Raw genomic sequence first — 19,451 nt, forward strand, 5'->3', positions numbered from 1 at the left:
GTCTGCACGGGATGCGCCAGCAGCTAGATAATCGTCACGTGGCGCCCGGGAACTATTGCGAGTACTCGATCACCAAGATGTAGCGGCCATTGCCTCCCAGGCAGGCGTGGCTGCCGACTTCGTACCCGGACGTCTTGAAGGCATCCACCGTGGCGGTTTCCATCATGGCGCAGGTAGCGGCGCTGGAGACCTCTTGGGTGTAGGTCGTGCCGCTGGCGTGGGCCCCCGGGATTCCGGCCAGCCCCACCGCCCCGGCCAGCAGGCCGGCCACGGCGCATGCGGCGAGATGGCTCTTGAACTTCATTTGCACTCCTGGTCTGCTTTCGTGCCGGGCGCTTGGGCCAAGCGCCCGCTTCCAAAAGTGCCACAGCACGCCCTGCACTGCCAGCAGCTTCCAGCCAGTAGCCAGCCAGCGCCTGGCCGCGGAGCCCGGATGGCCTCAGCCGCGGGCCGCGCAGCGGTTGAGCCCAGCCCGGATGGCGAAGCCCGAGGCAAAGCACACTGCCAGGAACCCCAGGGCCGCGCCTAGGAACGGGGCCGGATCGATTTCGCCCAGGCCCAGCGCGGCTATGGCCAACGCCGGAAGCAGTGCCGCGAGGACCGCGCCGATTCCGGCAGCGGCCGATTGCCTGGCAGCTGTGGCCGGCTGGTTCCCCATGGCCTGGATCTCAATGGCCGCATACGCACCGCTGCAGCAGACAAGCCCCATCAGCACTCCGGCAACCGCGCCGTATGCCAGCGGGAGGCCCAGATCGCCCAGGCTGCCGCCATAGCCGTTCTCGCGGATCGGCCAGAACATCCAGAGCACCGCCAGCATCCCCAGGACCATGCCTGCCCCGGCAGCGATCGCGAACATGCTTCGGGTCATCGAGGCCACGGTCCTTGAAGTTTTCCCATTCATGGCTCCACCCTAGGACGAACAGGCGCTATTTGCTACTGCCTTTCGGGTTCTGCTGCCAGCTATCATCCGTTCGCCGCCGGTCCGAAAAACCGCCGCTAGGAGAAGTCCAGGCCGAGCAATGCGTTCTCGGTGACCTCCGGCAAGGCCGGGTGGATCCAGTACTGCTGCGTGGCGACCTCGCGCACATCCAGTCCGAAGGCCATGACCGTAATCATCTGCTGGATCAGCGTTGAAGCTTGCGGTCCCATGTAGTGCGCGCCCAGCAGCTTGCCGGTTTCCCTATCAGCGATGAGCTTTGCGATACCGGTGCTGTCTTCCATCGCCCAGCCGTAGGCCACATCCCCGTACTTCTGCACCTTGGCGGTAATGGCATGCCCGGCCTCGCGGGCTTCTTCCTCGGTCATTCCGACGTAGGCGATCTGCGGGTGGGTGAAGACCGCCGCCGGCACGTGCTCATGCGGCATCTTCTTCATGTTCTGCGGGTTCAGCAGGTTGTGGCGCACCGCGCGCATTTCCGCGTTGGCCACATGCTTGAGCAAGAAGGGCGAGGAAATATCGCCCAGCGCCCAGATGCCCTCGGCAGACGTCGAACGGCCGTATTCGTCCACGCTGACCCGTCCGTCCTCGGAGTCGATGCCCGCACGGTCCAGATCCAGCTGGTCGCCGTTGGGGATGCGCCCCGTGGCCACGAGCAGCACTTCTGCACTGGCGGTGGAGCCGTCATCCAGGGTCAGTGCTACCCCGTCGGGCTCCTGCACGGCACTGATCACGGTCCTGCCCTTGCGAACGTCATAGCGTTCTGCGGCCATCTGGTTGAATGGCTCGCGCAGATCGGCATCCAGCTGGCGCATGAGTTCGGAGCGGGCCAGGATGGTGACCTTGGTGCCCAGTGCTTCGAAAACGTGGGCGAACTCCATGGCAATGTAGCCGCCGCCGATGATCACGATGGACTTGGGCTGGCGGGCCAAGCGCATGATGTCCTCGTTGGTGTGGAAGGCCACGCCCGAATCGATGATTTCCTGCGGAATGAAGGGGCGTGAACCGGCGGCCAGGACAATCTGGTCCGCGCTGATGGTCCTGGCTTCTGTTCCCTGCCCGGTACGCAGCGTGCGCTCGCCGACAAAACGCGCGTGCTGGTCGTAGACGTCGATATTCGGTGTCTGCCCGCCACGGCGGTAGTCTTCGCCGCCCTGGGCAATGGGATCGATGCGCTTATCGAAGACCCTGCTCACGATGCCTGGCCAGTCCACGGAATTGACCTGGGCATCGATTCCGAGCCTTGCCGCTTGCCTGGTTTCCAGGGCGACGTCTGCGGCGTAGACATACATCTTGGTGGGGATGCAGCCGACATTCAGGCAGGTACCGCCGAAAGCGCCCTTCTCGATGATGGCAATGGATTTTCCATCGAATTCTGGACCCGGAATGGAGTTGCCAGAACCTGTGCCGAGGATGATCAGATCGTAGTGCTTGTCTGCCTCGATTGCGGCGGAATTCGTCATGGCAGTGGTACCTTTCACGGTCAATGCTGGGGCACGGCAGGCAGGCGCTTGGCCATTGCTTGCCTACCGGGCAGGCTATCATCCGGGCACTGGACTGCCACTATGTTGCAGTGCTGGCTCATCTGCCAGGCTGAAGACCAGTTGCACGATGCCGTTCACGAGCACCGGCTGCGCATGGATCCCGTAGACCTGCAGCAGAAGTTCAGGTTTCAGCACCTCCTGGGGCGTCCCCGAAGCGATGACCCCGCCGTTGGCCAGCATGACCAGCTTGCTGCAGTAGCGGGCGGCCAGGTTCAAATCGTGCAGCACCACCACCGTGGTGGTTCCCAGTTCCCCGACCATGCGCAGCAGCTCATGCTGGTAGCGGATATCCAGGTGGTTGGTGGGTTCATCCAGTAGCAGGTGCTCGGCCTGCTGGGCCAGTGTCCGGGCAACCAGCACGCGCTGCTTTTCGCCGCCGGACAGGGTCGAGTAGCGGCGGTCGGCCAAGTGCCGGGCGCCGACCCGGGACAATGCCGAGGCAACTGCCTGGTGGTCCTCGCGGGCAAAGGCGGCCAGCGCCTTGCGGTGCGCAACCCTGCCCAGGAGCACCATTTCGGCGACACTGACCGGCAGTTCGCTCGGTGTTTCCTGGGCCACGACGGCAATCCTGCGGGCCAGTTCGTTGCCGCGCAGCTCGGTGACGGGGCGTTCGTCCACGAGCACCAGCCCTGCCGTGGGCCGCAGCGCCGCATAGAGCGTGCGCAGCAGGGTGGACTTGCCGCTGCCGTTGGGGCCGATCAGCCCCACCACTTCCCCGGGGCCGGCCTGCAGCCCCGCCGATTCAATGACCAGCTTTCCGCCATAGCCCACCGAAATATCTGTAGCAGTAATCATGGTTCTTGCCTTCTTCCAGGTCCTTGGTTCCTATTGGGCCGCATTGAGCTTGCGGACCAGCGCGAACAGCAGCGGGGCGCCGAGCAATGCGGTGACGATTCCCAGCGGCAATTCCTGCGGTGCCATGGCCGTCCGGGCCAGCACATCGGCCCAGACCAGGAAGATCGCGCCGAGCAGAGCGGCTACCGGAATCAGGGTGCGGTGCGTGGCACCGACGCACAGCCGGGCTACGTGCGGAATCACCAGCCCGACGAATCCGATGCCGCCGGAGGACGCGACCAGCGCGCCCACGCACACCGCGGTCACCACCATGACGGCCGCACGCAGCTTGGCCGGAGATATTCCCAGCGCTTGCGCGGTGCCATCGCCGATGGCCAGCGCGTCCAGCGGCCGCGACCAATAAGCCAGCAGCGTGGCGGTCCCGAGCACCACGATCCAGGTGATCATTGCCGATTGCCCGGTCGCCTGCGCCAGTGAACCCAGCGTCCAGAAAAGCACCGAACGGCCCGCATTGGGATCATCCGAAGCGAAGATCAGCAGCGAGGTGAGCGCGTGCAGCACATAGCCCACGGACACCCCGGCCAGCACCAGCCGGGTGGACGTCATCTCCGAACCGACCCGCGCCAGCAGGTAGACGAAGATCCCGGCGGCCAGCGCGCCGGCAAAGGCGCTCGTCGCCAGCGAGGCCGTGCCGATGCCGGCGGTGGCGCCGAAGAGGATCGCGGCCGCCGAGAGCGTGGAGGCCCCGGAGGTCACGCCCAGCAGGTAGGGTTCGGCCAGGATGTTGCGGGTCAGCGCCTGCAGCGCCACCCCGGCCAGGGCCAGCCCGGCCCCGACGGCGGCACCCAGCAGCACCCGCGGTACGCGCAGCAGCAGGACGATGGACTCATCGGAGGCGCTGAACGCGCCATGTGCGGATATCCCGGAAAGGTGCGCCTTGAGGATCTGCAGCACGGCGCCCGGCTCGATGGACACCGGGCCGAGCCCTACGGCCACCGGCAAGGTGGCCAGCAGCGCGGCCAGCAGCCCGGCGATCCACAGCCAGGTGTGCCGGGCCCGCCGGTCATGGTCCAGGTCATCGCCGGCGCAGGCCAGCGGTTCCCGGGGTTCTCGCAATGCAGGTTCCAACGGGGTCATGGTTGCCTTTCGGGGGTTTCGCCAATGGAATCGGTGCGCAGGCCCAGTGCGGCACCCAGCGCAATCAGGGTCAATGCGCCAAGCACGGCCGCGGCGGCCAGGTATCCGGCGGTGGCCAGCGCCGCTCCGGAGGCCGCTGTGCCCAGGAACAGGCCCAGGGACATGCCGGCCGCGTTCAGGCTCAGCGCGGTGCCGCGCACCTGCGTGCAACGGCTCACCAGCAGGCTCATCACGGCGGCCGCGACCACCGCGTGGCTGGCCGAAAGCAGCGCCGTGCCGGCCACCGCCAGCGGCAGCACCGGTGAGAGGTAGACGCCGAACAGCGCCACCAGCGAAATGCCCAGGCTGAAAACCATCACCGCACGGGTGCGCCGCTGCGAATCCCCGGCGTTGAGCATCCGCCCGGCCAGCAGGTGCCCCAGGAAGAAGGCTCCGCCGCTGACCGACCAGATGAACGCGAACCAGCTGGCGGTCAGCGCGAACTTCTCCGCGTACAGCGGGGCCAGGAAGGCCAGGTGCCCCATGAAGGCGCCGGCGCGGCCGAAGGAGACCAGCAGCAGCGCCCGGGCTCCGGGCACGCCGGCCAGGGTGCGGAAGGCAGCCAGGTAGCCCAGCCGGGCTGGAGCCGGAGCCGGGTCTGCGGCGCAGTGCCCGGCGCCGTGGCGGCCGTAGCGCAGCACCGCCGGGATCAGGGCGATGCTGATGGCGGCGATGGCGACCAGGTTTCCCTGCCAGCCCCAGAACATCGCCGGCAGCACCAGCAGCGGCGCGCCGATCGTGGAGGCCAGGGTCTGGGCCGTCATCACCAAGGTGGCTGCCCGGCCCGCGGCCGGGGTGGTGCCGAAGCGGTCCGCGGCCGCGGTGGACAGCGCCGGGTAGAGCAGCGCGTTGGACACCCCGGTGGCCAGGCAGAAAACTGCCAGTGCCGCCAGGCCCGAGAAGGTCCCCGCGATGGCGGCGGCGCCCATCAGCCCCAGCGCCGCGGCGGCGACGGTGCCCGGGGCGATGCGCCCGATCAGCGGGGCCAGCGCAACCCCGGCGAGCACCGCGCCGACGCCGGCCAGCCCGCGCAGGGTGCCGGTTTCGGCATAGCCGGCCCCGGCCCAGTCGGCGATGGGCACCAGGAAGGTGCTCAGCACCGTGAAGGGCAGCAGGCCCAGCGCCGAGGCCAGCAGCGCCGGCCAGATCTCGGCGATGATGCGCCGTTCGCTGGGCAGCTGCTGCGCTGTTTCGACTTCTGGCTGGCTCATGCCGCACTCCCGATTCCGGCGCTGATCATGGCCAGGTCCTCGGCGAAATCCTGCACCGCGAAGGCCGGCGAGCAGCCCTGGCCCTCCCGGGCCGAGGCCGCTTGCACCAGGGCGTCTTCGTAGGCGGCGAGCAGCGCGTCGATCATCGGGCAGGCCACGGCCAGTTCCCGGGCCAGGCCGGCGATGATCCTGGTGCGGTAGTAGTCTTCCTTGGGCATCCGCGGCACATCCCACTGGCCCTGGTCATCGCGGAAGACCGGGCGGAAGGCGATGGCCGAGAAGTCGAAGTAGCGGCCCTGCGCGTCGGGCTGCGAGAAGGGGTCGATGAGCAGCGAGGCGTAGCGCACGTAGAGCAGGTACTCCTGCTCGATGGCCGGCAGCTGCTCGAAGCTGGCCGCTTTCCCCGGGTCGATGCTCTGGGGGTGCACCGGATACCCGTCATCGAGCATGAAGGCCAGCAGGTTGACCGGCTGGCCGCCCAGTGCGGCGGTGATGGCCGACAGTTCCCGCCAGGCCTCGGCCATGGAGTGGATCAGCGCCGGGGTGACCGGGCCTTCGGGATAGAGCTTGTAGACGTACTGGACGGGCGGGGCGGGAGCGAAGACCGCGCGCAGCGCCAGCTCGTTGAAGAACAGGGCCGGATGCACGTACAGCGACATGTTCCGCGCCTCGGCTTCAACCGGCGATCCCGCCAGCTGCACTTCGGTGCCGGCTGCGGCATGCACCGCACGCAGACGCTGCAGCGCGGGCGTGGCCCCGCCAATGGAGCCGGCGTAGATGCGGGCCTTGGCGCCGGCGGTCAGCACCAGCGCTCCGCCGGTCCCCTCCACCTGCCGGGTGTCCCCCAGATAGCTGGAGAAGCTGATGATTTCCGGGTCGGCGCCGCTGCGGCGGGCGAATTCGCGCACCAGTGCCGCCGAGCCCAGCGTGGGCGAGAGCAGCACGATCCGCGCCAGCGATGCGAGCACCCCCGGCGGCAGTTCGCGCAGCACCGGCAGGTAGGCGTCGGCGGTGGCCGCCAGTACCAGGGTGTCCCAGCCGCCGCGCACCTGCTGGTAGCCGCGGTAGCGGTGCTCGATGCGCACCTGCCCGGCCAGTGCGGCATGGGAGGGGTTTTGCACCTGGACGCGGGCGGTGCCGGCGTTGGCCTCCACCGCGTCGAAGAAGGCGGCGCAGCGCTGCGAGGCGCGCCCGGCAATGCCCAGTTCCCCGGGCAGCGCCCCGAGCAGCACGGCGCTTTGCACCGCAACCGGTCCGGTTCCGGCAATGAGGATATTTCCCAGTTCATCCATGGGCTAATTGCTTTCCGTTCTCGTGCGCGCCTTGGTTTACAGCGCGATGTCGAAGACCTGCCCGGGCTGGCGGATCGTTCCGTCCAGCTGCCACCGCCGGGGGTCCACTGGTTGCATCGGGTAGTTGAACAGCGACTTCAGCCCGTCGCCGAAGCGCATCGCGACCACTACGTCCTGCCGGGTGCGCGCGTGCAGCTGGTGCAGCAGCTCGTATTTCACGGCCACCGTGGAGCTGAAGACGATGTGCGTGGCCTGCGGCAGGAAGTCCAGCTGGTGGATTTGATCGCCCTGCAGGCCGATGTCCAGGCCCTGCCCCAGCTGCGCCACGACCCGGCGGCCCAGCTCCAGCGCTTCGGGATCGATGTCGATCCCCACGGCGCTGGCCCCGGTGCGCGAGGCCAGGTTCAGCAGGGTCATCGGGAAGGAACCCGAACCGACCAGCAGCACCTTGGAGCTGGAGTCCGGGGCGACGGCGCCGAATTCCCCGGCGATGCACGATTCGATGTTGGCGAAGTAGCCCTCGGCTCCGCTGCGGCCTTCGAGCAGGCGCAGCGCCCGGTACTTCTCGATGACTGCGACGCAGCGCGCCGATTCGGTGCGCAGCGCCGCCACCAGCGCCGTGCCCTGGTCGGTGGCGGCCATCTGGGCATAGCCCGGTTCATTGGCCGGGTCGGTGACCAGCTGCGCATAGCCGGCCAGCAGCTCTTCGAGCGCCGCCGCGTGCCGCGTCGATCCGTCGTAGTCTCGGGCGGCTTCGGCGAACCGTCCGAGGTAGCCGTGCAGCACGCCGGCCAGGCCGGCGGCGGCGGCCTGGGTGGCCAGTGGTGTTTCAGTCATGGATATATGCAGTCCCTTCGGCCACGATGCTTACTTCGGTGCTGATCTGCAGCGCGGTGGTCTTGGCGCGGCTGCCATCGGCGTGCACCTGCACGGTGCCTCCGGGCTGTTTCACGCTGGCATTGACCGGAGCCCCGGTTTTCGCTGCCAGGTAGGCGCCCAGCGCGGCGCTTCCCGAGCCGCAGCTGCCCTCCCAGATGAGGCTGCCCAGCGCCGGGACGCTGACCAGCGGGGCCAGCTGCCCGCGGGCCGGATCGTAGAGCATGATGCCCACGACGGACACCGCCTCGCTGGCGCCCAGATCCAGGGCCAGCTGCTGCGCATGCCCGCGCAGCTGGGGATCCGAGACGTCGCATTCGGCGACCAGATGCACCGCATCGGCGTAGCGCACCAGCCCGGCGCCGGCGACGCCCGGGAACGGGTACGGGTCGATGCGCAGCGGCCAGGGCATCTTCAGCTGGCAGCGGTAGGCGGCACCGGCCGGCTCGACCCGGCAGCCCAGCAGCTGCGCGGCGCCGGAGGCTTCGATCAGCAGCTCAAGCGGGCCGCTGCGGGCGCGGCGCGCGGCCTGCAGCGCGGCCAGCGACAACGCGGCATTGGCGCAGAATTCGCCACCGGCCATGTGCAGCCGGGCCTGGGCCCGGGGCGAGCTGGGAGGCAGGATGAACCCGACTTGCTCGGCGTGCACATGCTCGGCGCGCAGCAGCCGGTCAGCGATGCTGCGGTAGTGCGCCGCGGGGTGCCGGCTGGTCACCAGCACGGTGGTATTCGATGCCGGACTGAGCTTGACGAATTCCACGGGGGTGGCGCCCCGGACCAGGCCGCGGTTGGGGCCGCGTCCGTGCCCCGGGCGGGCCACGCGGCGCGATGAGGCCGCTTGCCGGCGCAGCGCCGCTGGCTGGCTCATCAACGGGCCAGCCGGTCGGCGATCAGCTCGACCCCGTCCACTGCCAGCGGACCGGGCGAGGAATAGTAGTAGTTCAGCGGCACGATGGCGCTGTCCTGCTCGATGGCGGGCAATCCGGCCAATTCGGGGCGGTCGCGCAGCGCCTCGATGACCTGCTGGTCGGTTTCCAAGTTCGAGGAGCCTGTCGGGAGGTACATGGCGAAGACCTTGTCGGCGCCGCTGTTCACGAGTTCTTCGGTGGAGGGCTCGAAGTAGCGCTTGGGCACGTCGTTGAAGACGTTCTGAAGGCCAAGCAGTTCCATCTGCTCGGCAACCAGCGATTCATGGCCGTAGGATCCCAAGGTGCCTGCGGTGGGCACGTACAGCGGCATCCCGCGCTGCTGGCTTTCCTGCTTGACGCTGCGCGCGGCTTGCTCGACGCGTGCTCGCATCTGCTGCACGGAGTCCTCGGCCGCCTGCTCGGTGCCGAAGAGCTGGCCGTAGGACTGGACGTCCTTGTAGATCTGGTCGAAGCCGCTCAGCCCGCCGGTGGATCGATCCTCGAATCCGGCGCAATATCCACTGACGGTCAGCATCTTCACTCCGGCGCTTTCCAGGCGTTCAGCCAACGAGTCGAGATCGATTCCAGCAGCGATATCGGTGCCGATCACCACGTCTGCTCCCGAGTCCAGGATCATTTCGTAGGAGACATCATGCGAGTCCTCGGTAATCCGCTCCGCGTTGCGCACTGCCGCCATGGTTTCTTCGTCGAAAGGCACCTGCCAGCTGCCTGCGTAGTGCGTGAGCTTGTCTCCCGCTCCAGCGGCGGCCAGCAGGGCCGGGGCTTCCGACCCGACTGCAAGAACGCTGTCCGGCGCCTTGTCGAAGACGACCTGCCTTCCGCAACTGTCCAGGGAAATGCTCTTGGCGCCGGTGCCCTGCGGTGCACCGCTGGCAGATCCGGCTGGCGCGCCGCATCCGGTGGCTAGGGCCAGGATGGCAACCGGCACGGCCAACTTCCAGGGATTGAGTTTTTTCATCTATCAGTGCTCCATTCATGGCGGGCAGGCCTCGGCCGCCGAGATCCGGCGAGCTCCTCTGCCAACAGTGCTAAACACTAATGAGAATCATTATCAATTGTCAAAACGAGCAAGCCACGGAATACCCCTCAGCCAAGCCGCTGCCGTTTCCGGACAAGGAAAAGCAGCCGCACTGCCCGTCATTGCGTGGGCGGTGCGGCTGCGGTGAAGCTATGTTCTGATGCTGGCTTGCCGGGCTACAGCCCCTCGGAAGTCAGCCATGCCGAAGCGATGTCGGCGGCAGACTTCTTGTCCACGGTGCTCTGCACGTTGAGGTCCACCAGAACCTGCGCTGTCAGTTTTTCGCTGACCGGATTCAGGACTTCTGCCAATTCCCCGGATTGATCAGCGGCCACCAATGGCACCACATTCGATGCCAGGAATAGCGACTTCGGGTCTTCAAGGACTACCAAGTCCTCCGTCTGGATCCGCGGATCCGCGGTAAAGACGTTGGCGACATTCACCGTGCCGGCGGCCAGGTCTTCAACGGTCGTGTCGCCAGTTGCCGAGAATTCGGCCTTGACGCCATATGCGCTCTCCAAGCCCTTGGGTCCATAGGGGCGTTGCGCCAATTCAGGCGGGCCGCCCACGGTCAAGGGTTCGGAAATGCCGGCCAAATCCTCGATGCTCGCAAGCTTATTGGCTTCAGCGAATTCCTTGGTCACCGTGTAGGAGTCCTGATCCGAAGCTGGCGCGGCTTCGAGCACGGCCAATGATTCCGGCAAGGATTCCTTCAGCTCGCTGTACACCTCATCGGCGGAGCGTGCTTCGGTGTCTTCCTTGTAGAACTGCAGCAGGTTGCCGGTGTATTCAGGGAAGACATCAATACTGCCGTCTTCCAGCTGGGGCATGTAGGCATCGCGCTGCCCGATGCTGAATTTCCGTTCCACCTCCATGCCGGCTCCCTCAAGCGCCTGGGCATAGATCTCAGCAACGATTTCATTGGAATAGTAGGCCTGCGAACCGACAACGATCGCTTCCCCACCCTCCCGGGTGGCATCGCTTTCGGTGGCCAACGGATCCGCACCGGAGCATCCAGCGAGTGCGAGGCTTCCGGCCAGCACGAGAGCACTCGTGGACAATATCTTCTTGGTTCTCATGACATTTCCCTTTCGCGGGTGATTGAGTCATCGGTATCTTGGTAAGTTTTCTTCTTCTTCGAGGGCACGCCCAGCCCGTGGGGTACAGCCGCTTTCTGGGCGATGGCAAATGCCAAATCCAGCACCAAGGCCAGCGCGGCAACCATCAAGGCGCCGCCCAGGACCATGTCGAAGCGCCGCAGGTTCAGGCCGGTGATGATGGGCAATCCCAGGCCGCCGAGATTCACGTAGGCGGCAACAGTAACGGTGGCGACCACTTGTAGCACTGCGGAGCGGATCCCGCCTACGAGCAGCGCAAGTCCCAGTGGGATCTCGACCTTGACAAGGATCTGCCATTCGGTCATCCCCATGGCCCGGGCAGCATCGATGGTCTTGCGGTCAATTGCTTCGAAGCCGGTATAGGCTCCGGCCAGCAGTGATGGAATTGCCAGCACGACGAAGGTCAGCATGGCCGCTTCTGGCTTGTGCAGAACTCCCAGAAGCAGCACCAGCAGAATCAGCAGTCCGAAGGATGGCACCGCACGCGCAACGCCGGCCAGCCCGACGGCCAATTCCCTTCCTCGCCCCGTATGCCCAATGGCCCATCCCGCAGGGATGGCAATCGCGCTAGCAATCAGCACAGCAGCCACCGTGAACAGCAAGTGCTGCCCCAGCAAGCTAGCCAGTCCCCCATCGCCCTGCCACTGCTCGGGAGCGAAGATCCACGCCAGCGCATCGGAAATCAGATTCATGAGGACACCTTCTGCGTGGATGGCTGCGCTGCAGTTCGTTTTTGCCTGGTGCTCGTAGCAGCCCAAGGCATCAGCCAACGGCCGGCCAGGAGCAACAACAGGTCAACGAGCAACGCGATCGCTGCCACCGCGATGATCCCCGCCAGGACTTCTTCAATGATGCGACGCTGCAGACCGTTGGTGAACAGGTAGCCCAAGTTGGTTACCCCGACCAGGATGCCGACGGTTGCCAGCGAGATGGTGCTGACCGCTGTCACTCGCAGACCAGCCAGAACTACGGGACCGGCCAAGGGAAGGTCAACAGCGAAGAAGCGGCGTGCCGATCCGTAGCCCATGGCAGTTGCGGCCGACCTGGTTGCCGGGTCCACCGAGTTCAGCCCATCGACCACGCTGCGCACCATGATCGCTATCGCATAGATCGCCAAGGCGAGAATGAGATTGGCTTCGCTGATCGCGCTCATCCCGGTGAGTACGGGCAGGATCATCAGCAGAGCCAGCGAAGGGATCGTGTAGAGCAATCCGGTGATGCTCACGACCGGGCCGCGCACCAGTTTGTAGCGCCAGGCCACCCAACCCAGCGGAATCGACAGGATGAATCCGAGAATGATTGCTATCAGGGACTGGCGCAGGTGCTCCAGCGATAGCGAACCAATGAGTCCGAGATTTTCCAGGACCCAGTTCACTGGACAGACCCATCCTCGACCAGCTTGCCTTGAGTCCGGCCTTGCGCATCAACCAGGACGGTTCCGTGCTCCGTCTGCTTCAAGCTCAGCGCCCGTGCCCCACGCTGCGCACCAATGAAGGAGGCGACAAAATCATTGGCTGGATTTTCAATGATCTCGCTGGGGCTGCCGACCTGGAGCTTCTGTGCGCCCGCCGCCAGAATTACCACCTGGTCCCCCAGGAGGAAGGCTTCATCAATATCGTGGGTGACAAAGACTATGGTCTTATCGAGTTCTCTTTGGAGACGAAGCAATTCTTCTTGCAGCTCGGCGCGAACGATAGGGTCCACGGCGCCGAAGGGCTCGTCCATGAGCAGGATGTTCGGATCGGCGGCCAACCCGCGTGCCACGCCAACGCGTTGCTGCTGGCCTCCAGAGAGCTGATGCGGATACCTGTCGGCCATGGAGCCGGCCAGCCCAACCGTGCCCATCAGTTCCAAGGCACGCGCTCGTGATGCCTTGCTCGTTTCACCCATGAGCCGCGGCACGGTCGCAATGTTCTGTGCGACAGTGAAATGAGGCAGCAGGCCGGAGTTCTGCATCACGTAGCCGATGCTGCGGCGCAGGCCCACCGCCGGCTTGCTGGCGATGTCCTCGCCGTCGATACGGAGCGTACCGCTGCTCGGATCAACCATGCGGTTGATCATCCGCAGCAATGTTGTCTTGCCGCAGCCTGAGGAACCGACGAAGACAGTGGTGCGGTGGGCCGGAATTTGCAGGCTGAAATCCTTGACGGCAACGGTGCCATCTGGATAGTGCTTGGAAACTTTATCGAACTCAATCATGCACATTCCTCCACAGCGGCTTCGATCCAACCCATTGGGTGATGCCCGGGCATATTCCGTCTCCTTGAGCTGGCGTTGAGCCCAATTCTGCCTTAAAAGTGCTGTGACAGCACCAGATGTCCGGGAAATAGCCAGTTTCAGGCTGCGTGGTGGTTCCCGGTTTCCTTCGGGAACATCGGTAGAGTCAGTGAAAATCATCTTTACTGCATTGGGAGAAGACCTTGCGCATACGCACAATTGGCATCGCGACGGCAACCTTAATCGTTGGCGCCCTGGCACTCTCATCACCGGCACTCGCTGGCCAGCAAGACGTCGCCCCATCCGGTGATTGGGACAGCTCAGTGTCCATGGAAGCCCGCACCGGCGAGGTGCTGGAGCAGATCGATATGGACCAGTGGGATTCGGTCGTCGTAGTAGACGCGCAAACAGGGCAAATCCTGCTGCAAAGTCCCGCCCCGGCAATCGAGCTCGATGACTCGCCAAGTCCTGCATACCTGGGCTTCTTTGGCTGACGCTTGAGCTGTGGTGCATGCCTTGCGCTTGATTTCCCATAAAAATATTGCCTCGAACCTTAATTGGTTCGAGGCAATATTTTTGGAAGCCTAGGCTTCGAGCACTACAGGAACGATCATTGGGCGGCGACGCAGCTTGCGCGATACCCACGAGCCGATAACGCGGCGCGTGATCTGCTGCAGCTGGTGCGTGGAGTGGTTCGGGTTGTTGCCCACCGCTTCCATAATCGCAGCTGCGATCTTCGGCTTGATCTCGTTGAAGACCGAGTCCTCTTCGGCTACACCACGTGCGTGGATGTCCGGGCCGGAGATGATCGTGCCGTTCTGGCGGTTGATCACGGTGATGACCGAGATGAAGCCTTCTTCACCCAGGGTGACGCGGTCCTTCAGGTCATCATCGGTGATGGTGCCGACCTTGGAACCGTCAACGTAGACGTAGCCGCATTCGACCTGGCCAACGAGCTTTGCAACGCCGTCCTTCATGTCGATGACCGAGCCGTCGTCTGCCAGCAGCACGTTGTCCTCCGGGACACCGGCCTGCGCGGCCAGGCGGCCGTTGGCAATCAGGTGGCGGGTTTCGCCGTGCACCGGAAGCACGTTCTTCGGGCGCAGGATGTTGTAGCAGTAGAGCAATTCGCCAGCCGATGCGTGACCGGAAACGTGGACCTTGGCCATGCCCTTGTGGATGACCTCGGCGCCCAAGCGCATCAGGCCGTTGATCACGCGGAAGACCGAGTTCTCGTTGCCCGGGATCAGGCTGGAGGCCAGGATGACGGTGTCGCCCGGGTTGATCTGGACCTTGTGCTCGCCGTTGGCCATGCGGGACAGTGCAGCCATCGGCTCGCCCTGCGAACCGGTGGACATCAGCACGACCTTGTGGTCTGGCAGCGAATCGATCTGCTTCAGGTCGACCAGGACACCCTGTGGCACTTCGAGGTAGCCCAAGCGTTCGGCGATGCCCATATTGCGCACCATCGAGCGGCCGATGAAGGCCACCTTGCGGCCGTGCACCGCTGCGGCGTCCAGAACCTGCTGCACGCGGTGGACGTGCGAGGAGAACGAAGCGACGATGATGCGGCGGCGGGCGCGCGCGAACTTGGCCTCGAGTACCGGGCCGATTTCGCGTTCGGCAACGGTGAAGCCCGGAACTTCGGCGTTGGTGGAGTCCGGCAGGAACAAGTCCACGCCTTCCTCGCCCAGGCGCGCGAAGTGGCGCAGGTCGGTGATGCGGCCGTCAAGTGGCAGCTGGTCCATCTTGAAGTCGCCGGTGTGCAGCACGGTACCGGCTTCGGTGCGCAGGAATACTGCCAAGGCATCCGGGATCGAGTGGTTCACAGCTACGAACTCGCATTCGAAGTTGCCAACCTGCGCGATCTCGCCCTCCACCACGATATTGGTGTTGGCCTTGATGCGGTGTTCTGCCAGCTTTGCTTCGACGAAGGCCAGGGTCAGCTTCGACCCGTACAAAGGGATGTCTTCGCGCAGGCGCAACAGGTACGGAACAGCACCGATGTGGTCCTCGTGGCCGTGGGTCAGCACGAGGCCCACCACGTCGTCCAAGCGGTCCTTGATGTAGGAGAAGTCTGGCAGGATCAGATCCACGCCAGGCTGGTGCTCCTCGGGGAAGAGCACGCCGCAGTCGATGATCAACAGTTTCCCGTTGAGTTCGAAAACGGTCATGTTTCGGCCGACCTCGCCCAAGCCGCCGAGGGGAACAATTCGCATTGTTCCCTTCTTCAGCTTCGCCGGAGTCTGCATACGCGCAGCGTCAGCCTTGCCTACTGAACTCTCAGTCATATGTGGTTAGTCCCTTTCGTTACAGATCCCATCCACCTTCACGTAGGTCCGCGCGGATGGCATCGAGCTCTGCGTCCGACGGTGCCAACAGCGGCAGTCGGACGACGGTGTTCGGCAGGACACCCTGCCAGTGAAGTCCATATTTTGCGGCCACGGCGCCCTGAATGTGGCCCATGATGCCGCGCTGGATCGCGTCCAGCTCAAAGTGTGTGGTGCGTGCAGTCGCCAGATCTCCTGCATGCATTGCATTAACAAGCGTACGGTACTTAGCGGCCGCAACGTGAGCGGTGACCGAAACCACGCCGACAGCACCTGCCGCCATCAGCGGCAAAGTCAGCCCATCGTCGCCGGAGTACACGTGCAGATCGGTTGTGGCCAGCACGGTGGTGGTGGACTGGTAATCCGCCTTGGCGTCCTTCAGCGCAATGACCTGAGGAATCCTGGACAGCTCAATGATGGTCTCGGGCGCCAGCGCGATGCCGGTGCGTCCCGGGATGTCGTAGAGCATGATGGGCAGCTCAACGGCTTCGGCGATGGCCTCGACGTGGGCGATGACGCCGGCCTGGCTTGGCTTGTTGTAGTAGGGGGTGGTCAACAGCACACCGTCTACGCCCGCTTCCTTGGCAGCCAGCGAGAGCTTGATGGAGTGACGGGTGTCGTTGGTAGTGGAACCGGCCAGCACTGCGGCACGGTCCCCCACCGCCTCGGCGACGGTACGGAACATCTCGATGTTCTCTTCATCGGTCAGGGTCGAGGTCTCGCCGGTGGTGCCGGTGACGACCAGTCCGTCGCAGCCATCGTCAACCAGCTTCGTTGCCAGTTTGGCAGCCATCGCGTAATCGACTTCACCCGCTTCATCGAAGGGCGTGACCATAGCGGTCAGCACGGTACCGAACGGGTATGCCTGATTATCAATTGCACTTGTAGCCATGGCATTAAATCTACACTCGCGCATGTTGCATTGGCATCCCCCGCGCAATTCGTGGTGCGATGATTCCATGAACGATTTGGGTAGTTCCCAGCGGTTGCTGGGCGTGGACGCGGCACGGCTTGCCGCCATCCTCGGGATGTTCGCCGCGCACGTTTTCGCGCTCTATGAAACCAGCGGCGCACCCGCCTACTCCCCAACATTTACCGGGACTTTCGCCTCCGGCCGAGCATCTGTCCTGTTCATGGTGCTCGCGGGTTTATCCCTGGTTCTGCTCTCGAAATCCTTGGCTCGAAAGGGCTTTTCCCACCCTAAGGTTTACTCAGTCCTTGTGCTGAGAGCATTAATTATTGCCGTGCTCGGAATGGCAATTGGGTCAGTAAATGAAGCCATCGCGGTCATTCTTGTCCACTATGGGCTACTGTTTCTATTGCTTCCACTGGCGCTGAAGCTGTCGAGAATAACCATTTGGGTAGTCTCGGCCCTTTGGCTGCTGCTTATGCCGGTTCTTTGGCGACCGCTGGCCAGCAACTGGATTGCGGACTCGCTGGGCCATAATCCGAGCTTCGGCGACATTCTCACCCCGCAACTGCTCCTCAAGGATCTAACGGTCACCGGATACTACCCATTGATGGTCTGGTTCGGTTTCGGCCTTCTTGGAATAGCCATCGCAAGATGCAACCTGCACAGCACGAGGACTGCGAGCCTGCTTGCATTGGGCGGTTCGATTATCGCGGCGGCAACCCAATGGGTGGGCCATTCGGTGAGCATGCAAAATGCCGGGCTCATAGCCCGTGAACTGGGCCTGGAGTTATCCCTCGTTCCCACAATGATCACCACCGGGCGTTTGCCGGGCGCCAATCTGGATCCGTTCCTGGACAATCCAGCCTATCTCTGGCTGCCGACCGGTCACAGCAATTCTTCGCTCTCAACGCTGCACAACGCCGCCTGCGCTGTCGCTATCATCGGCCTGTTCCAGCTGATCATTGGTCGGCTGGGTGCGCTCGGCCGGATTCTGGCCGGCGCCGGCCGGGCCCCGCTGACCCTGTATGCAGGGCACATCATCTTGCTGCCGGCGCTGAAAGACCACTTGGACCCAATGGCCATTTGGTGGGTTCTCTGTGCAACGACGGCCGTCTTCGGAATTTGGCTTGGCTTCAGCAAGGCCTCTGGCCCTTTGGAATATGGCGTCCGGGTGTTTAGCGGAGCCGACAGCACCCCCGAAACGAAGGGCAAGTTCTAGAGCGATGACCCGGACTCTCGTGAGTCCGGGCCATCATCATGATGCTGTTTTATGCAATTACTGGCTGACCTTCTGGTCTGCTCGCCAGAATTCGATCGCAGTACGCATGGATTTGCGGGCGCGCGGCTTGTCACCGCAGGCTTCATACGCCAGTGCCAGACGGTACCAGGATTTCCATGATTCCGGGTTCTCTTCCACATCCTGCTGATGGATAGGGAAATCAGCGTCGGCGGCCGAACGGAGGAAACGTCCCGACGGCATGCGGGGAAGATCCTCTGGCAGCTCACCTGAGGCGGCCAAGGACTTGCCCATTTTCTCAGTGCGCAGCCCGAAGAGCACCTCGCGAATGAGGATCCAGACGCACAGTGCAGGAATAACCAGGATTGCAATGCCCATGACCTGCGCGACCAGTTCCCCGGTTTTCAGCAGACGGATCGCCTGGGTGAAGGTCATTCCAATGTACAGCGCGAACAGCAGCAGAATGCCGCCTACCCAAAGTTTCGTTTTCACTGGCCCAGCTCCAGGAAGCCATCAAGGCCATAGGTCAGGCCCGGGCGGGAGCCAACAGTACGCAGGCCCAGGAGAACGCCTGGCATGAACGAGGCACGGTCGAAGGAATCATGGCGCAAGGTGAACTGCTCCCCCGGGCCGCCAAAGAGCACTTCCTGGTGGGCTACGAGGCCGCGCAGGCGTACCGAATGAACGTTGATTCCATCGACGACTGCGCCACGGGCGCCATCGAGCTGGGTCTCGGTAGCGTCCGGGCTCGCGGGGACTCCAGCGGCTTCACGCGACTTCGCGATCAGTTCAGCGGTACGCACCGCGGTGCCGCTAGGCGCGTCCACCTTATTCGGATGGTGCAACTCAATGATCTCTACGGATTCGAAGTACTTGGCGGCCGTAGCCGCGAAAGCGCTGGCGAGCACCGAGCCCAGGGCGAAGTTGGGCGCAATCAGCACACCTGCCTGCGGATGCTTGCCCAGCAGCCCTTCCAAATTCGCGCGGCGATCATCATCCCAGCCAGTGGTGCCAACCACTGCATGAAGCCCGTTCTCGACGGCAAAATGCACATTGGCCTCGGTGGATGCCGGCACAGAAAGGTCAACGATGTGCGTTGCTCCGGCTTCAAGGATCTGCGACAAATCGTCGCCTCTTCCCAAGCTTGCTACCAATTCCATGTCTGCAGCCTCAGTTACGGCCTTGACCGCTTCCGAGCCCATTCGTCCGGCCGCGCCGAGCACGGCCACCTTGATCTGTGCACTCATGGGCTTAAGCCTATCGCCCTGCAGGCACCTGCCTTGCCAACGATTACGTGATCCCACGCGAGTTTTGCAGCGAATACCCTGAGGCGAGTTCCCAGATATTTGCTTCTGCTTGCTCCCTACGGCCAGCCCAACTTGTTTTGCCTAGCAAATAGGGGAAAAATATGTGTCAGGAGTCTCCAAGTAGTAAGCAGGGCCATGGGTCATAAAATTAAGCGCTTTGGTTTCGGCATCGGCGCAACGCTTGTCGCGGCCTTTGCAATCACTTCCTGCGGTTCAGGCGATGAACCGATTACCCTCTCCGATGACGAGCGAGCAACTATTATTGATGTCGTCCAAGAACAGGGAACGGTCATCGATTCGCCGACTTGCCAGGTTGAGGTTTTCCGTATCGAGGACTCCACTACCTACGGCTGGGCTACTTGCGCACCCGATAGCCAGGACGCGGCGGACACCGCTGCCCAGGCAGATGCCTTCCCATTCCGCATTGACGGGCAGGAACTGCGCCGTCCAGATGACGGTTCCAAGTACGAGGAAGGCGTGAAGGAGCTCTTCCCGGAAGACCTTCGTTCCGCTATTACCCAGCATTCGACCGGGGCGGGCGGTTAATTCCT

Annotated in this window: 21 protein-coding genes; 3 read left to right on the top strand and 18 right to left on the bottom strand. The window is 63.9% G+C overall.

From position 1 onward, the window contains the following. Positions 1 to 52: 52 nt before the first annotated feature. The 14 genes from AAZQ98_RS08605 to AAZQ98_RS08670 form a co-directional block, all read right to left on the bottom strand. Positions 53 to 304, bottom strand: a complete 252-nt coding sequence (locus AAZQ98_RS08605; protein WP_434691426.1) for a hypothetical protein — start codon at positions 302 to 304, stop codon at positions 53 to 55. Positions 305 to 439: 135 nt separating this feature from the next. Continuing rightward, positions 440 to 901, bottom strand: a complete 462-nt coding sequence (locus AAZQ98_RS08610) for a hypothetical protein (protein WP_434691429.1) — start codon at positions 899 to 901, stop codon at positions 440 to 442. Positions 902 to 996: 95 nt separating this feature from the next. Further along, positions 997 to 2,400, bottom strand: coding sequence for a mycothione reductase (gene mtr, locus AAZQ98_RS08615; protein ID WP_434691432.1), 1,404 nt, complete (start codon positions 2,398 to 2,400; stop codon positions 997 to 999). A 78-nt stretch (positions 2,401 to 2,478) separates the two neighbouring features. Then, complete coding sequence (locus AAZQ98_RS08620) at positions 2,479 to 3,276, bottom strand: ABC transporter ATP-binding protein (protein WP_434691433.1); 798 nt, start codon at positions 3,274 to 3,276, stop codon at positions 2,479 to 2,481. A 30-nt stretch (positions 3,277 to 3,306) separates the two neighbouring features. Then, entirely contained in the window at positions 3,307 to 4,413 is a 1,107-nt protein-coding gene (locus AAZQ98_RS08625; protein ID WP_434691434.1) for a FecCD family ABC transporter permease, read from the bottom strand. Beyond that, positions 4,410 to 5,663, bottom strand: a complete 1,254-nt coding sequence (locus tag AAZQ98_RS08630; RefSeq protein WP_434691435.1) for an MFS transporter — start codon at positions 5,661 to 5,663, stop codon at positions 4,410 to 4,412. The genes AAZQ98_RS08625 and AAZQ98_RS08630 overlap by 4 nt, the downstream gene beginning before the upstream one ends. Beyond that, the gene (locus tag AAZQ98_RS08635; RefSeq protein WP_434691436.1) at positions 5,660 to 6,955 is read right to left on the bottom strand and encodes an opine metallophore biosynthesis dehydrogenase; all 1,296 of its coding nucleotides are present in this window, start codon (positions 6,953 to 6,955) and stop codon (positions 5,660 to 5,662) included. The genes AAZQ98_RS08630 and AAZQ98_RS08635 overlap by 4 nt, the downstream gene beginning before the upstream one ends. Before the next feature lie 36 nt (positions 6,956 to 6,991). Further along, on the bottom strand, positions 6,992 to 7,792 hold the full coding sequence (locus tag AAZQ98_RS08640; protein ID WP_434691438.1) for a class I SAM-dependent methyltransferase: 801 nt from the start codon (positions 7,790 to 7,792) through the stop codon (positions 6,992 to 6,994). After that, the gene (locus tag AAZQ98_RS08645; RefSeq protein ID WP_434691439.1) at positions 7,785 to 8,699 is read right to left on the bottom strand and encodes a hypothetical protein; all 915 of its coding nucleotides are present in this window, start codon (positions 8,697 to 8,699) and stop codon (positions 7,785 to 7,787) included. Before AAZQ98_RS08645 ends, AAZQ98_RS08640 begins: the two co-directional genes overlap by 8 nt. After that, positions 8,699 to 9,718, bottom strand: a complete 1,020-nt coding sequence (locus AAZQ98_RS08650; protein WP_332594695.1) for an ABC transporter substrate-binding protein — start codon at positions 9,716 to 9,718, stop codon at positions 8,699 to 8,701. Before AAZQ98_RS08650 ends, AAZQ98_RS08645 begins: the two co-directional genes overlap by 1 nt. Before the next feature lie 236 nt (positions 9,719 to 9,954). Further along, positions 9,955 to 10,857: an ABC transporter substrate-binding protein gene (locus AAZQ98_RS08655; RefSeq protein ID WP_402735581.1), complete on the bottom strand. Its 903-nt coding sequence runs from the start codon at positions 10,855 to 10,857 to the stop codon at positions 9,955 to 9,957. Further along, positions 10,854 to 11,588 carry an ABC transporter permease gene (locus tag AAZQ98_RS08660; RefSeq protein WP_426735027.1) on the bottom strand — a complete coding sequence of 245 codons (735 nt, stop codon included), beginning with the start codon at positions 11,586 to 11,588 and terminating at the stop codon, positions 10,854 to 10,856. The genes AAZQ98_RS08655 and AAZQ98_RS08660 overlap by 4 nt, the downstream gene beginning before the upstream one ends. Then, positions 11,585 to 12,271: an ABC transporter permease gene (locus AAZQ98_RS08665; protein ID WP_332731422.1), complete on the bottom strand. Its 687-nt coding sequence runs from the start codon at positions 12,269 to 12,271 to the stop codon at positions 11,585 to 11,587. The genes AAZQ98_RS08660 and AAZQ98_RS08665 overlap by 4 nt, the downstream gene beginning before the upstream one ends. Beyond that, positions 12,268 to 13,095 carry an ABC transporter ATP-binding protein gene (locus AAZQ98_RS08670; protein ID WP_332504421.1) on the bottom strand — a complete coding sequence of 276 codons (828 nt, stop codon included), beginning with the start codon at positions 13,093 to 13,095 and terminating at the stop codon, positions 12,268 to 12,270. The genes AAZQ98_RS08665 and AAZQ98_RS08670 overlap by 4 nt, the downstream gene beginning before the upstream one ends. A gap of 221 nt (positions 13,096 to 13,316) precedes the next feature. Here AAZQ98_RS08670 and AAZQ98_RS08675 point away from each other — a divergent pair, with 221 nt between their 5' ends. After that, a complete protein-coding gene (locus AAZQ98_RS08675) occupies positions 13,317 to 13,607 on the top strand; it encodes a hypothetical protein (RefSeq protein WP_426735031.1) in 291 nt (96 codons plus the stop codon). A 90-nt stretch (positions 13,608 to 13,697) separates the two neighbouring features. On the opposite strand, the gene AAZQ98_RS08680 is transcribed toward AAZQ98_RS08675, so the two are convergent. Both AAZQ98_RS08680 and dapA read right to left on the bottom strand, forming a co-directional pair. Then, positions 13,698 to 15,404: a ribonuclease J gene (locus tag AAZQ98_RS08680; protein WP_105658187.1), complete on the bottom strand. Its 1,707-nt coding sequence runs from the start codon at positions 15,402 to 15,404 to the stop codon at positions 13,698 to 13,700. A 19-nt stretch (positions 15,405 to 15,423) separates the two neighbouring features. Beyond that, on the bottom strand, positions 15,424 to 16,335 hold the full coding sequence (gene dapA, locus AAZQ98_RS08685; protein WP_105658188.1) for a 4-hydroxy-tetrahydrodipicolinate synthase: 912 nt from the start codon (positions 16,333 to 16,335) through the stop codon (positions 15,424 to 15,426). Positions 16,336 to 16,402: 67 nt separating this feature from the next. Between dapA and AAZQ98_RS08690 the strand changes: the two genes are divergently transcribed. Continuing rightward, the gene (locus AAZQ98_RS08690; protein ID WP_434691445.1) at positions 16,403 to 17,575 is read left to right on the top strand and encodes a heparan-alpha-glucosaminide N-acetyltransferase domain-containing protein; all 1,173 of its coding nucleotides are present in this window, start codon (positions 16,403 to 16,405) and stop codon (positions 17,573 to 17,575) included. Between the two features lie 57 nt (positions 17,576 to 17,632). Here the strand turns inward: AAZQ98_RS08690 and AAZQ98_RS08695 are convergent, their stop codons facing one another. Further along, positions 17,633 to 18,085 (bottom strand): tetratricopeptide repeat protein, encoded by a 453-nt coding sequence (locus AAZQ98_RS08695; protein WP_133832973.1) that lies wholly within the window; start codon positions 18,083 to 18,085, stop codon positions 17,633 to 17,635. Next, entirely contained in the window at positions 18,082 to 18,840 is a 759-nt protein-coding gene (gene dapB, locus AAZQ98_RS08700) for a 4-hydroxy-tetrahydrodipicolinate reductase (RefSeq protein WP_105658191.1), read from the bottom strand. The genes AAZQ98_RS08695 and dapB overlap by 4 nt, the downstream gene beginning before the upstream one ends. A gap of 195 nt (positions 18,841 to 19,035) precedes the next feature. Between dapB and AAZQ98_RS08705 the strand changes: the two genes are divergently transcribed. Next, complete coding sequence (locus AAZQ98_RS08705) at positions 19,036 to 19,446, top strand: hypothetical protein (RefSeq protein ID WP_434691448.1); 411 nt, start codon at positions 19,036 to 19,038, stop codon at positions 19,444 to 19,446. The last annotated feature ends 5 nt before the right edge of the window (positions 19,447 to 19,451 follow it).

It is taken from the genome of Glutamicibacter sp. Je.9.36 (assembly GCF_051129975.1).
Lineage (GTDB): Bacteria > Actinomycetota > Actinomycetes > Actinomycetales > Micrococcaceae > Glutamicibacter.

Coding starts and splice junctions, on each gene's coding strand:
- AAZQ98_RS08660 (WP_426735027.1), bottom strand. CDS start 11,588: ATGAATCTGATTTCCGATGCGCTGGCGTGGATCTTCGCTCCCGAGCAG.
- AAZQ98_RS08645 (WP_434691439.1), bottom strand. CDS start 8,699: ATGAGCCAGCCAGCGGCGCTGCGCCGGCAAGCGGCCTCATCGCGCCGC.
- mtr (WP_434691432.1), bottom strand. CDS start 2,400: ATGACGAATTCCGCCGCAATCGAGGCAGACAAGCACTACGATCTGATC.
- AAZQ98_RS08610 (WP_434691429.1), bottom strand. CDS start 901: ATGAATGGGAAAACTTCAAGGACCGTGGCCTCGATGACCCGAAGCATG.
- dapB (WP_105658191.1), bottom strand. CDS start 18,840: ATGAGTGCACAGATCAAGGTGGCCGTGCTCGGCGCGGCCGGACGAATG.
- AAZQ98_RS08640 (WP_434691438.1), bottom strand. CDS start 7,792: ATGACTGAAACACCACTGGCCACCCAGGCCGCCGCCGCCGGCCTGGCC.
- AAZQ98_RS08605 (WP_434691426.1), bottom strand. CDS start 304: ATGAAGTTCAAGAGCCATCTCGCCGCATGCGCCGTGGCCGGCCTGCTG.
- AAZQ98_RS08690 (WP_434691445.1), top strand. CDS start 16,403: ATGAACGATTTGGGTAGTTCCCAGCGGTTGCTGGGCGTGGACGCGGCA.
- AAZQ98_RS08625 (WP_434691434.1), bottom strand. CDS start 4,413: ATGACCCCGTTGGAACCTGCATTGCGAGAACCCCGGGAACCGCTGGCC.
- AAZQ98_RS08650 (WP_332594695.1), bottom strand. CDS start 9,718: ATGAAAAAACTCAATCCCTGGAAGTTGGCCGTGCCGGTTGCCATCCTG.
- AAZQ98_RS08670 (WP_332504421.1), bottom strand. CDS start 13,095: ATGATTGAGTTCGATAAAGTTTCCAAGCACTATCCAGATGGCACCGTT.
- AAZQ98_RS08630 (WP_434691435.1), bottom strand. CDS start 5,663: ATGAGCCAGCCAGAAGTCGAAACAGCGCAGCAGCTGCCCAGCGAACGG.
- AAZQ98_RS08620 (WP_434691433.1), bottom strand. CDS start 3,276: ATGATTACTGCTACAGATATTTCGGTGGGCTATGGCGGAAAGCTGGTC.
- AAZQ98_RS08705 (WP_434691448.1), top strand. CDS start 19,036: ATGGGTCATAAAATTAAGCGCTTTGGTTTCGGCATCGGCGCAACGCTT.
- dapA (WP_105658188.1), bottom strand. CDS start 16,335: ATGGCTACAAGTGCAATTGATAATCAGGCATACCCGTTCGGTACCGTG.
- AAZQ98_RS08655 (WP_402735581.1), bottom strand. CDS start 10,857: ATGAGAACCAAGAAGATATTGTCCACGAGTGCTCTCGTGCTGGCCGGA.
- AAZQ98_RS08635 (WP_434691436.1), bottom strand. CDS start 6,955: ATGGATGAACTGGGAAATATCCTCATTGCCGGAACCGGACCGGTTGCG.
- AAZQ98_RS08680 (WP_105658187.1), bottom strand. CDS start 15,404: ATGACTGAGAGTTCAGTAGGCAAGGCTGACGCTGCGCGTATGCAGACT.